The 12,175-nt window shown below is 40.1% G+C and carries 11 protein-coding genes; 7 read left to right on the top strand and 4 right to left on the bottom strand.

Translation table 11 applies throughout. The features are described from left to right. The first annotated feature begins 43 nt into the window (after window positions 1–43). On the top strand, window positions 44–463 hold the full coding sequence (locus ACKWCF_RS05085; RefSeq protein ID WP_409479620.1) for a hypothetical protein: 420 nt from the start codon (window positions 44–46) through the stop codon (window positions 461–463). Between the two features lie 38 nt (window positions 464–501). Then, the gene (locus ACKWCF_RS05090; RefSeq protein WP_409479621.1) at window positions 502–726 is read left to right on the top strand and encodes a hypothetical protein; all 225 of its coding nucleotides are present in this window, start codon (window positions 502–504) and stop codon (window positions 724–726) included. A 9-nt stretch (window positions 727–735) separates the two neighbouring features. Here ACKWCF_RS05090 and ACKWCF_RS05095 read toward each other — a convergent pair whose 3' ends face one another. Next, the gene (locus ACKWCF_RS05095) at window positions 736–1,506 is read right to left on the bottom strand and encodes a lysophospholipid acyltransferase family protein (RefSeq protein ID WP_409479622.1); all 771 of its coding nucleotides are present in this window, start codon (window positions 1,504–1,506) and stop codon (window positions 736–738) included. A gap of 9 nt (window positions 1,507–1,515) precedes the next feature. On the opposite strand from ACKWCF_RS05095, the gene glpK reads away from it, so the two are divergent. Both glpK and ACKWCF_RS05105 read left to right on the top strand, forming a co-directional pair. Further along, a complete protein-coding gene (gene glpK / locus ACKWCF_RS05100) occupies window positions 1,516–3,000 on the top strand; it encodes a glycerol kinase GlpK (protein WP_409479623.1) in 1,485 nt (494 codons plus the stop codon). A gap of 126 nt (window positions 3,001–3,126) precedes the next feature. Beyond that, on the top strand, window positions 3,127–4,035 hold the full coding sequence (locus ACKWCF_RS05105; protein WP_409479624.1) for a hypothetical protein: 909 nt from the start codon (window positions 3,127–3,129) through the stop codon (window positions 4,033–4,035). A gap of 108 nt (window positions 4,036–4,143) precedes the next feature. On the opposite strand, the gene ACKWCF_RS05110 is transcribed toward ACKWCF_RS05105, so the two are convergent. Both ACKWCF_RS05110 and ACKWCF_RS05115 read right to left on the bottom strand, forming a co-directional pair. Next, window positions 4,144–5,724 (bottom strand): hypothetical protein, encoded by a 1,581-nt coding sequence (locus tag ACKWCF_RS05110; RefSeq protein ID WP_409479625.1) that lies wholly within the window; start codon window positions 5,722–5,724, stop codon window positions 4,144–4,146. Window positions 5,725–5,821: 97 nt separating this feature from the next. Further along, window positions 5,822–6,592, bottom strand: coding sequence for a hypothetical protein (locus ACKWCF_RS05115; protein ID WP_409479626.1), 771 nt, complete (start codon window positions 6,590–6,592; stop codon window positions 5,822–5,824). A gap of 419 nt (window positions 6,593–7,011) precedes the next feature. On the opposite strand from ACKWCF_RS05115, the gene ACKWCF_RS05120 reads away from it, so the two are divergent. Genes ACKWCF_RS05120 through ACKWCF_RS05130 form a run of 3 tightly spaced genes read left to right on the top strand, consistent with a single transcriptional unit; the run spans window position 7,012 to window position 11,766 of the window. Further along, complete coding sequence (locus ACKWCF_RS05120; RefSeq protein WP_409479627.1) at window positions 7,012–8,379, top strand: glycine--tRNA ligase; 1,368 nt, start codon at window positions 7,012–7,014, stop codon at window positions 8,377–8,379. 18 nt (window positions 8,380–8,397) lie between these two features. Then, window positions 8,398–11,061, top strand: a complete 2,664-nt coding sequence (gene ppdK, locus ACKWCF_RS05125) for a pyruvate, phosphate dikinase (protein WP_409479628.1) — start codon at window positions 8,398–8,400, stop codon at window positions 11,059–11,061. 15 nt (window positions 11,062–11,076) lie between these two features. Further along, window positions 11,077–11,766, top strand: a complete 690-nt coding sequence (locus ACKWCF_RS05130; protein ID WP_409479629.1) for a response regulator transcription factor — start codon at window positions 11,077–11,079, stop codon at window positions 11,764–11,766. Here ACKWCF_RS05130 and ACKWCF_RS05135 read toward each other — a convergent pair. Beyond that, window positions 11,756–12,160, bottom strand: a complete 405-nt coding sequence (locus ACKWCF_RS05135) for a hypothetical protein (RefSeq protein ID WP_409479630.1) — start codon at window positions 12,158–12,160, stop codon at window positions 11,756–11,758. The two genes, ACKWCF_RS05130 and ACKWCF_RS05135, sit on opposite strands and share 11 nt — an antisense overlap. Between the last annotated feature and the right edge of the window lie 15 nt (window positions 12,161–12,175).

Genomic DNA, 12,175 nt, shown 5'->3' on the forward strand with positions numbered 1-12,175 from the left:
ATTTTAGTTGTATCTAGAGTTTAGTCTTTCTAGGCTCACGTATATGGCAGCAAGTTATTCTTCTTTTTTAACGACGCAATATTATAGTCCAGTATTTAATACCGCTCTATTTGACGGACCTTTTCGAATTTATTTTTCGCAAAGTTACGAATCGGTGGCGTTAAAGATCTATCACTTGCTGCAAACTCAAGATTTAGGAATTTGGACTGAATATAAAAAGTGGTCTGAAAAAACTAAGAAACATGCTTTCATTTTAATTTATCCTTCAGAACAAGACTTAGCGATCGCCTTTGACGGCGACAGAGTGTCTTCGTTAATGAGCCGTTTATGGGAAGAAGGCTTGATCTTAGGGTTTGCTAACCCTCATGCCGACGAGTCATTTGCAGGGATTTACCAGAATATCCTGACTCAACTTAAGAATTTTATCGGTGCAGAAAAAACTAACTTAAATTTAGAATTTTAAACTGTCGTTTTAGACTGATTTAGCTCTATACTTAAAGTATGCGCAATATACGCGGGCAAGTTGTTGTCGAGTATTTATTAATCATGGTTTTGATGGTGGCTATTGCTGCGGGTTTAACTAAGAAGTTAGTGGGCCGTGGTGATGACGATTCGTCACAAGGTATGATTATTCAAAGCTGGAGCCGCATGATTAAAGTGATTGGCAATGATCTTCCAGACTGTGCTAAGCAACAAAACTTCAACACACCAAATTGCCCACCGTAATTAATATACCTAGATAAAGCCGAAACCGCGTTTTTTAACTTCAGTATTAATTTTCTTCTGTAAGTTTTCTTGAATCTCAAAAGCTAAGTCATGACAAAGTTCAGAATCACTCATTTTTTCTGGGCCGAAAGGGAGCGTCACTGGTTTTTCGAAAATGATTTTCCATTTCGCCGGAAGCGGAATCACGTTTAACGGAAGTGGTAATACCAAGCCACGTAAGAATTTTGAAAATTTTAATTGGCGTAAATTAATATTGGTCTCTTCAGCACCTAAAATAACTGTTGGAACAATAGTCGCATCAGTAGCTAAAGCCATGCGGATAAATCCACGTTTAAATTCCTGTAGCTGATAGCGTTTTGAAGTGGGTTTAAAATTTCCATGTTCGCCTTCGGGAAAAATAACGATCATTTGTTTTTTCTTTAAATAATTAACACCATTTTCAAAAGTGGCTTCAAAAAAACCAAGTTTTTGCGCAGGGAGTGCTGTGGTCTCAGTTAAAAACCAAAGGTGATGCGTTAGAACACGCGGCACGCGCTGAGTTTTTTCCTGAATAATATAGGCTAAAACCATCGCATCCATGGCGGTAAAACCCGAATGGTTCGGCGCGATAATAATCGGACCGCTTGTTGGGATATTTTCAACCCCTTCAACTTCGACGCGAAAATATTTCTTAAGAATTTCCATGAATAATCTTGGAAAAACTTTATACAGCAAATCATCGGCACCGAGTGATTTGACGTTGAATACTTTTTCGTTGGGTTTTTTAAAAAAATTGATCATGATATTTCTATGAAAAAATATATCATGGCCATCGATCAAGGAACAACCGGTTCAACAGTCATCTTAGTGGATCAAGGCGGAGGTCTGGTCGCATCAGCAGATCAAGATTTCCCGCAGCATTATCCGAAGCCTGGTTGGGTCGAACATGATCCACGTGATATCTGGGAATCAGTTTCAAATTCAGCGCGTAAAGCTTTAAGTAAAGTTCAGGCTAACCCGCATGATGTGTTAACAATCGGAATTACTAATCAGCGAGAAACAGTCGTTGCTTGGCGTAAGTCGAATTCTGAAGTGTTACATAATGCGATTGTGTGGCAGTGCAGAAGAACCACTGATATGTGCAATAAACTTCGCTCGAAATGGCAGAAGAAGATCAAAGAAAAAACGGGACTGGTTTTAGATCCGTATTTTTCAGCGAGTAAAATGCGTTGGATGATTGAAAACGTTCCGGCTGTTAAAAAAGCTTTAAACGATAACGATTTAGCTTTCGGGAATATGGACACGTTTTTAATGTGGAAATTATCCTCAGGAAAAGTTTTCGCAACTGATGTCAGTAATGCTTCTCGTACGATGTTAATGAATTTAAAAACATTAACTTGGGATAAAGATCTTTTAAAACTTTTTAAAGTTCCCGTAGCAGCTTTACCAGAAATTAAATCTTCAGCCGGAGCCTTCGGTGTCACTCATAACGCAGGTTTTGTAGCTGATGGCACGATGATTTCAGGTGTGGCTGGTGATCAACAAGCCGCTCTTTTTGGACAAGCTTGTTACCAAGCGGGTGAAAGTAAATGTACGTTTGGTACAGGTAGTTTTATCCTGATGAACTCAGGCAGTAAAATTTTAAAATCGAAATCTAACTTACTGACAACAGTAGCTTGGAAAATCAAAGATCAACCAGTGCAATACGCTTTAGAAGGCGGAGCCTTTATTTGTGGTGCGGCCGTTCAGTGGTTGCGTGATGGTTTGGGGTTAATTGAAACCAGTTCAGAAGTTGAAAAATTAGCCGCCGAAGTGCCAGACACAAATGGTGTTGAGTTTGTGCCGGCGTTAACTGGTTTGGGCGCTCCTCATTGGAAAGCCGAAGCACGCGGAGAAATTACTGGGCTTACTCGCGGTACAACGAAAGCGCATATCGCGCGTGCTACATTAGAAGCTATGGCTTTACAAAACGCGGATATTTTATTTTCAATGCAAAAAGACTTAGGCAAAAAAATTAAAAAACTGCGTGTTGATGGTGGAGCTTCGGCAAATAACTTATTAATGCAACTTCAAGCTGATTACCTACAAACGCAAGTGGACCGCCCTCAGCAAATTGAGACCACTTCGATGGGTGCTGCATACCTTGCGGGGATCGGAGCTGGCGTTTGGAATTCAACAGCCGAGATTAATAAAATCTGGAAAATTGATAGATCGTTTTCTGCAAATATTTCTAAAAAGGATCTGGCAGCTCGCCAAAAATCTTGGGCCAAAGCGATAAAAAAAGTTTTGATTTAATTATGTCGAATATAATTACTTTTAAATCGTAAATCTAAAATTGATCCATCCTATTCTGGACCTGTCCGTTTAATACATGGCAGACGAGACGCCATTATTTTAGACTTAATCTAAGAGGGATTTTGTATGAACAAATGGATAATTATCGTATTAGCGTTAAGCTTATTTTCTTTTTCTTGTAAAAAAACAGCTACTGATGAATTGACATCATCAACACTTGATTCTGAAGAGATGGCTCAACAGATTGGTGAAACGATGGCTTCGATTGATGAAAGCGGTGGATCGAGTGGTCAATATGCTTTTATGAAAGCTGATCTAAGAACTTTTGCCCGTCGTGCGCCTGAAGCTTTAGAAAAGCAAAATTTAATGTCATTAATTGTATCTAAAGCTGAAGCAGCTACTTGTTCATCGGCTCCTGGTTTTGGCTCTTGTACTAACGATGTCATCGTTCGTAATTTCAATAATTGTACAATTGGTTCTGCGACAGTAAGCGGAACAGTAACGCTTAGCTTTTTTGATGCTGATGGTTTTAATGATACGACCTGTTCAATGGCAGTTGATGGCCAGTCAATCACACGCAACCCTAATTACACAGTGACGGGATTAAGAAACGCTCAACTAGCCGTTACCAAAACGGGAACGTTTGGTCAGCAAATTCTTCGCAGTGATGCGACGACATTTTTTATTTTAAATGACGGGATCAATCGTAAATTAACTTTCGCAGGGCAAACTCTAATTGATGTAACCACAACAATTTCAAATGCCCAACGTTTAACGGTGACAGGTAATACGCGTAATGGTCGTGTACTTAATGGTGGAACAATCGTGTTAACAGATAACTTGTCGGGTAAAATTTGTTCAATGTCGCCATCAAATGTAACGTGGAACAATACATGTAACTGCGCTATTTCAGGTAGCTGGTCGGGAAGTTGTGATACAGGAACAACAGCTGATATTACGATCACTGGCTGTGGTACAGCAAATATCGATATTAACGGCGAATCAAAATCAATTACGTTTGATCGTTGTTACTAAAAAATGAGGATTAAGTTTTATCTTAATCCTCATTAAGGTGTGTTCTATTAAATAGTTTATCCATGAATGGATTGCAGGAGGGGCCGGCAATCCATTTTTTATTTTAAACTACTGAATATATAAATCTGTTGTTACCGCAAAGGCTGTCGGATCATTAAGATCTGAACCACTCACTTTACGTTTTACGTCAACTTGTGCGCGGATTTGGCTTCCAGCTTTTAAGATTGAAGAAGCTTTGCTTCCTAATAATTTAGCTAGAGTAACTTCACCGTTAGCTGCTTGCGCTTGTTCGCGCGTTACAGTTTGTGGTGTGTTGATCGCACGTAATTTGCCGTTTTTCATTTCAAATAAGCTTAATACGTACTTAGTTGATACTTCTGTGAATTGTTCAGTTGTATCTACTAATTTGATGTACGCATTCAGGCCTTGTTGATTCGGAGCTGTTAATTGAACTTTTGAAGAATCAGATAAGATCTGGATATCTTCAGCTGTTAAAATGCGGCGATCGTAAATAGCTTGGCTTGTGAATGATAATTGGCCATTCGAAACCACAACGCCTGCGCGAGTTGTTTTAACAACAGCGCGAATTTTTGACTGTGCAGAAAGTTGTGTTTGAACAACTAAACCCATTTTTCCATTGGCTAATAAAGACGCCGTTCCTTGTTCGATTAACGCATCAGTCGCTAAGTCGCGAACTTCAATTTCAGAAGCTGTTGAAACTTTTGCATGTGTGATTGAATCAGCAAAACTTACGATAAATTTATCTGAAAGTGGTTGGTAAGCCACTTGTAGACCTTTTAATGAACCAGTTCCAGCGTTTGAAGCGTCAAATAGCGGTGTTAAACCTAACTGCACGTTGATCACTTCGCCTGATTGAGACTGAGAAATCACTTTGTATCCATATAATGAGTTCGCAGTAGCAACAGCAACTTGGCCCGGTTGAGCTGAAGTTAATGTAACTTTTAATGTTTCAGATTCGTTACCAACAAGAACTGCATCTTGCGGGAAAGAAACAACAACTTGGAATTGTAATTGGCGGTCAAAAACTGTTTTTGTTTCAGTTTTGCAGCAACGAGTTTCTTCACGGTATTTAGTCACAGTGCGTGTACGAGTTTCTTCGCGGTAGCGAGTTTCATCACGGTAACGAGTCACTTCTTTTTGGTAAGGTACTTGAACGTAACGGCATTCTTGTTCAGTGTAAGGAACTTGTACTGTGTGGCATTCTTGGCGTTGGTAAGGAACATTATGGCAAACCGGTACAGTTGTGCATTCGTTGCGCGGAGGATTTCCGGGAACTAAATGACATTGTTGTTGATCGCGGCACTCGCGGCGGTAATCAGTCACTGTACGGCAACGTTGTTCATTGCGGTAGCGAGTTACGTTTTCGCAACGATACTCTTGGCGGTAATCGGTCACATAATCAGTGTAAGGAACTTGCACAGTGTACGGAACTTGAACTGTGTATTGTTCTTCAACCTGATATGGTACTTGTACCGTGTATGGAACTTGTACTTGCTCTTGGCGGTATAAGTTCTTTGATAGGCGAGCGATAGCTTGGTGAGCTTGGCTTGCTGTGCGCGTAATCACCTGAGATGTTTGCTCAGATGGTGCCGAACTGGCTGCTGCATTCATGCTTAAAGCAGTGACTGCTGCAACAAATAAAGGCAAAAATCTTTTAAACTGGATCATTGTGTCCCCCTTTTTTTGAACGGGAAACATAAGAGCAACAAGAGTGCCGAAAATTGTCGGTACTAAATGGTGATAAAATGACTATTTTTTTGAAAGATTATTCTTCGTGAAGATCTTCTAAGATTTCAATTTCTTCTGTGTCTTCAACGTCGCCTTGAAACGCGCGTTTAGAAGCCATTTCAACTTTCTGTGAAAGTTTGGCCTGAAGTGTTCCATTTGAATAAGAGGCTAAAAGATTTGTGTATTTAGTTGTTGAAGTCCAAATTTTGGGGCTGGCGTTAAAAACGAACATAACTCCTAAGGCGCCAAGTAAGAGCATTTCTGCTAAAGTGCTGTTGATCACCTGAATGTTTTTACTGCGCTTGGCTCTTGAGTAAATCTTTTTATAGAATAGAAAAGGAATCAGTGGCGATAGAGTAGTCAGTAAAAGATAAAACCAAACCGTGCTGATCGACCAAAGTTCTTGGGCACATTGTTGGTTGCAGCTTGATTTAATTAAGAACTGGTATTTTTGAATAAACAACGAACCAAAATATTTAAATTGGTAAAACATAAAAGTGAGCGCTAAAAGCCCAATCACATATTTCGTTGTGACAGCGCCGTAGCGAAAGTAAGGATTTACGAATTCCGCCACTTGCTCACCGAAATGGCTGTATTTATTTAAGCGAAGTTTATCCTGATGGTTTTCTAAATAGCTCTCAAAATCGGCTTTGTTTTCGACTTCATCTGCAAAAAAGTGCAGATCGGCCTGTAAACCATCTGTCGTTTCAAAGACAACATGATAACGAGAGTTTTTATCGTTAGAAATGACGAGAATTTCTTTGATGTTAACCCAGGCAATGATAATGGGCTCGCTGCGATAGACCATTTTTAGCGATTCCCAGCTATGGACACGGCACTGTAAAGCCCTTAATTTGGATTTAGCCTTAATTATCAATCCCATAGTAGAACTTATCGGAATTTTGGGGCTGAAACTTGAAATAATTCCCGGCAACTGTCAAACCTTTGGACACTGAATTTCTACTCTAAAGCGATATCGCAAAGCTTACGTTTGGCGCACATTGTGTACTAGTAAGAGCTGTCAGAACATTGGAAACAATCGACTGGTACCTCTTGTGTTTAAGCCCCTCTTGAACCAAGAGGTTTTTTTGTTTTTTCTGCCTAAAAAAATACCCTCAATAAATTCTGTTTTTCCCTCTGTGACGCATAAAGAAAACTGTTACCTCTTTGCATTGGCCAAGCTACCCTTATTGGGTCGTATTTTGACATTGCGAAAGGATCCCCAACGTGTCGACACCAATTCCTGAAATCAGACGTCTAAAAGATTTAAGTACTCTTGTGAGTTTATCAAAACGCCGTGGCTTTGTTTTTCAAAGTTCAGAAATTTATGGCGGTCTTGGTAGCTGTTGGGATTACGGTCCTCTAGGCTCATTAATGAAATTAAACGTTAAACGTGCTTGGTGGAATGCGATGACTCGCAGATCAGACATCGTAGGCCTTGATGCCGCTATTCTTATGCATCCTACAGTTTGGAAAGCATCTGGCCACGTAGATGGTTTCTCTGATCCTTTAGTTGACTGTAAAGATTGTAAAACACGTTTCCGCGCTGATAACACAGATTCGTACATCAACAAAAAACAATGTCCTGTGTGCGGTAGTAAAAACTTATCTGAAGAACGTCAATTCAACTTAATGTTTAAAACACACATGGGTCCTTTAGAAGATTCAGCGTCGGTTGTTTACCTGCGTCCTGAGACAGCTCAAGGTCACTTTGTGAATTTTCAGAACTGTCAACAATCGTCTCGTTACAAAATCCCGTTCGGAATCGCAGCGATCGGCAAATCTTTCCGTAACGAAATCACGCCAGGTAACTTTATTTTCCGTACACGTGAATTCGAACAAATGGAAATGCAATATTTCGTAAAACCGGGCACTGACGAAAAATATTTCTCTGAGTGGAAAGAGCGTCGTTGGAATTTCTATAAAAAATTCGGTATTCGCGAAGAAAACTTAAAATTCAAAGATCACGATAAATTAGCTCACTACGCGCGTGCAGCGGTAGACGTTGAGTACAAATTCCCAATGGGTTTTTCAGAATTAGAAGGTATTCATAACCGTTCTGATTTCGATCTTTCGCAACACGCGAAGTTCTCTGGTAAAAACTTAGAGTACTTCAACGAAGCTGAAAAAGAAAAATACATCCCTTATGTGATCGAAACAGCCGTTGGTTGTGATCGTTTATTCTTAGCGTTTATGTGTGATGCGTACCGCGAAGAAGTGACTACCACAAAAGATGAAAGCGGTAAAACAACTGAAGACGTACGCGTAGTACTTGGTCTTCACCCAGATATCGCACCAATTAAAGTGGCCGTTCTTCCATTATCTAAAAAAGATGAGTTATCTCTACCAGCTGAAGCATTACGTGACCAATTAGCCGAAGACTTCGATGTAACATACGACGAAACAGGTTCGATCGGTAAACGTTACCGCCGCGCTGATGAAGTGGGAACTCCGTTCTGCGTAACTTACGACTTTGATACAATCAATGATGGTGCCGTGACTGTTCGTCACCGTGATAAGATGACTCAAGAACGTATTAAAATTAAAGAATTAAATTCGTACATTGCTGCTCAATTGAAGCAGTTTAACAACTAACAAGAGAAGGATTGTGTAATGGAGACTACAAACACAAAGACTTATACGAAACCGGAAAAGTTCGTTTATTACTTCGCAGCGGGAGAAGCTGAAGGTAATGCGGGCATGAAAAATACCCTGGGTGGTAAAGGAGCTAACTTGGCTGAAATGACAGCCATTGGTTTACCTGTACCTCCGGGATTTACAATTTCTACAGATATCTGTACGGCGTACTACGCTGAAGGTTCAAAATTACCTGATTGGGTAAAGCCTGAAGTTTTAAAAGCTTTATCAAGAGTTGAAACTAAAATCGGCAAAAAATTCGGTGATACAACTAATCCCTTATTAGTGAGCGTTCGCTCTGGTGCTCGCGCCTCAATGCCTGGTATGATGGATACAATTTTAAATCTTGGTCTTAATGATCAAACGGTTGAAGGCTTAGCGAAGTCTTCAAATAACCCACGTTTTGCGTGGGATTCATACCGTCGTTTTATTCAAATGTACTCTGATGTTGTGATGGGAATGAATTCATCATTATTAGAAGTGACATTAGAAGATTTAAAAGCTGAAAAAGGTATTCACTTAGATACTGACCTTTCAACTGATGACTTAAAAAAATTAGTTAAAAAATTCAAAGACATGGTTCAACAAATGACCGGCCAAAGTTTTCCCTCTGATCCGATGGAACAACTTTGGGGGGCGATCAACGCCGTATTTAAATCTTGGAATACAGCACGTGCGATCACTTACCGTGAATTACACGATATTCCTGCTGCTTGGGGTACTGCTGTAAACGTTCAATCGATGGTGTTTGGTAACTTAGGTGATGATTCAGCTACAGGTGTGGCTTTTACGCGTGATCCATCGACAGGCGCTAAAAAATTCTATGGTGAATTTTTAGTGAACGCTCAAGGAGAAGACGTGGTTGCCGGAATCCGTACGCCACAGCCGATTTCATTACTTTCTGAAATCATGCCTGAACCTTACAAAGATTTAGAAACAATCTATAAAAAATTAGAAACTTACTTCAAAGACATGCAAGACATCGAGTTCACAATCGAAAAAAATAAATTGTGGATGTTGCAAACGCGTAACGGTAAGCGCACAGCAAAAGCTGCGTTACAAATCGCTTGTGACATGATCGATGAAAAATTAATTACTGAAGAAGAAGCGATCTTACGTCTAGATCCGTCTTCATTAGACCAATTATTACATCCAACGCTTGATCCAAAAGCTGCAAAAACAATTTTGGCAAAAGGTTTACCTGCAAGCCCGGGTGGCGTATGCGGACAAATCGTATTCACTCCTGAAGATGCTGTTGAATGGAAGGAACAAGGTAAAAAAGTTATCTTAGTTCGTATCGAAACATCTCCTGAAGACATCGCCGGTATGGTTGCCGCTCAAGGTATCTTGACTTCGCGTGGCGGTATGACATCGCACGCGGCCGTTGTGGCTCGTGGTATGGGTAAATGCTGCGTAGCTGGTTGTTCTGAAGTTGAAGTTGATTACACAAATGAGCAAATGCGCGCTAAAGGTTACAACCTTAAAAAAGGGGATGTGATCACTTTAGATGGTAGCACAGGCGAAATTTACTTAGGCGAAGTTAAAACGATCGAGCCAAAATTAGACGGCGCTTTTGATCGTCTAATGAAAATGGCTGATGGTGTACGTCGTCTTAAAGTTAGAACAAACGCAGATACTCCGAAAGATGCGCAAACAGCGCGTAACTTCGGGGCTGAAGGTATTGGTTTATGTCGTACAGAACATATGTTCTTCGGGGCTGATCGTATCGATGCCGTTCGTGAAATGATTATCGCTGAAACAAAATCTGAGCGTGAACGTGCTTTAGAAAAGTTATTACCAATGCAACGTGATGACTTTTATCAGTTGTTTAAAATCATGGAAGGCTTTCCGGTAACAATCCGTTTACTTGATCCTCCATTGCACGAGTTCGTGCCTCACACGGATGAAGAAATTCAGCATTTCGCACAACGTGTGAAAATGGATGCGAACCGTGTAAAAGCGAAGATCCAAGCGCTTCACGAGTTTAACCCGATGTTAGGTCACCGTGGTTGCCGTTTAGCTGTTACATTCCCAGAAATTTACCAAATGCAATCACGTGCGATTGCAGAAGCGGCTGCAAAGTTAACTTCTGAAGGAATGAAACTTGTTCCTGAAATTATGATTCCGTTAATTGCGACAGCGAAAGAATTAGAAATGTTACGTGCGCAAACTGTAGCGGTTGTTGAAACTGTGATGAAAGAAACAAAAACGAAGTTTGATTACCAAGTAGGTACAATGATCGAACTTCCGCGTGCGGCCGTAACAGCTCATGAAATTGCAAAACACGCTGATTTCTTCAGTTTCGGAACAAACGATTTAACGCAAACAACGTTAGGTCTTTCACGTGATGATTCGGGAAGATTCTTAGGCAGTTATGTAAGCCAAGGTATTTTTGCCAAAGATCCATTTGTATCAATTGATCAAGTGGGTGTGGGTACTTTGGTGAAAACCGGTGTTGATCTTGGCCGTCAGGCGAAAGGTCAATTAAAAGTCGGTGTATGCGGAGAGCATGGCGGTGATCCGGATTCTATTGAATTCTTTGAGAATGTTAATTTAGACTATGTAAGTTGTTCGCCATTCCGCGTGCCTATTGCTAGGCTTGCGGCCGCGAAAGCTCATCTTAAGAGAAAGAAAAAGTAGCTGGAGGCGATGAAAGTGCAAAAGTTGTTATTAGTTGAAGATAATGAAGTAATGAGAGTGTTAGCGGCTAACACTCTTAAAGAGTTTTCGCTCTCAATGGCTTCGACTTTAAAAGAAGCCCAATCTTTAATGCAAAATAACACTTTTGATTTGATTCTTTTAGATATCGGATTGCCAGACGGGGATGGCTTAGCTTTTTTAAATCAGTTAAGTTCATCTTCGGGAACGCAGACGCCAGTAATTATTATTAGTGGTAAAACAGATATCGCCAATAAAGTGACCGCATTCTCTTTTGGTGCCGAAGATTTTATTTCAAAGCCATTTGATCCTATCGAGTTAAAAGCGCGTGTTGCTGCCAAGCTTAAAAAGTTAGAACAAGCTAAATCCAACTCAGACACAATGCGAGTAGGTGATTTAGTGATTACGGTTAGTAAGCAAAAAGTCGTGATTCAAGGAAGTAATGCTGAACAGCTTCCGGTCGATTTAACAACTTTAGAATTTAAATTATTACTAGCACTTGCTAAACACCCAGAGCGCGTTTATTCGCGTGAGTATTTGTTGGCCGAAGTGTGGGGGAATGATTTATCTGTGACTTTACGAAGTGTGGATACGCATGTCGCTCATTTGCGTAAGAAGATTCACAAATCAAAAGTTAAAATCGACACGGTAATTCGTAGCGGTTACCGTTTATTAATTAATCCTTAGTGGCTTTAGTTCTTTGCCCTTTAAGTATGACCTGCGATAGAAAATCGATGCAGTAATTTAAGTTTAAAGGTTTTGCAATAAAGGGAACCGGCGCTTTGTCGGTTTGTTTCATAAATTCAAGAAAGACGTCTTGCGGAATACTTGAAGTAAAAATATAGGTACTATCTTTACAATCGTGTTCTATCCAAAGATCTATTCCGGTTTTGGAACCCGCAAGAATAATATCTGAAATAATTAAATCATAATCGTTTTTTTCTAATAATTCTGAGGCCATAAAATCATTAACAGCCCAATCCAACTGATAAGAAGATTTCGTTGCACGACCGATGATAGAATCCCAAATGCCTTTGAAGAAGGGGTTATCTTCGATCAGTAAAATTTTGAAAATATCCATTATGCCAATCTCCGT

This window comes from Pseudobdellovibrio sp. HCB154 (assembly GCF_046267985.1).
Classification (GTDB): domain Bacteria; phylum Bdellovibrionota; class Bdellovibrionia; order Bdellovibrionales; family Bdellovibrionaceae; genus Pseudobdellovibrio.

Bases quoted from the DNA above. Each gene is read 5' to 3' on its own strand.
- ACKWCF_RS05085 (WP_409479620.1), top strand. From the start codon at position 44: ATGGCAGCAAGTTATTCTTCTTTTTTAACGACGCAATATTATAGTCCA.
- ACKWCF_RS05090 (WP_409479621.1), top strand. From the start codon at position 502: ATGCGCAATATACGCGGGCAAGTTGTTGTCGAGTATTTATTAATCATG.
- ACKWCF_RS05095 (WP_409479622.1), bottom strand. From the start codon at position 1,506: ATGATCAATTTTTTTAAAAAACCCAACGAAAAAGTATTCAACGTCAAA.
- glpK (WP_409479623.1), top strand. From the start codon at position 1,516: ATGAAAAAATATATCATGGCCATCGATCAAGGAACAACCGGTTCAACA.
- ACKWCF_RS05105 (WP_409479624.1), top strand. From the start codon at position 3,127: ATGAACAAATGGATAATTATCGTATTAGCGTTAAGCTTATTTTCTTTT.
- ACKWCF_RS05110 (WP_409479625.1), bottom strand. From the start codon at position 5,724: ATGATCCAGTTTAAAAGATTTTTGCCTTTATTTGTTGCAGCAGTCACT.
- ACKWCF_RS05115 (WP_409479626.1), bottom strand. From the start codon at position 6,592: ATGGTCTATCGCAGCGAGCCCATTATCATTGCCTGGGTTAACATCAAA.
- ppdK (WP_409479628.1), top strand. From the start codon at position 8,398: ATGGAGACTACAAACACAAAGACTTATACGAAACCGGAAAAGTTCGTT.
- ACKWCF_RS05135 (WP_409479630.1), bottom strand. From the start codon at position 12,160: ATGGATATTTTCAAAATTTTACTGATCGAAGATAACCCCTTCTTCAAA.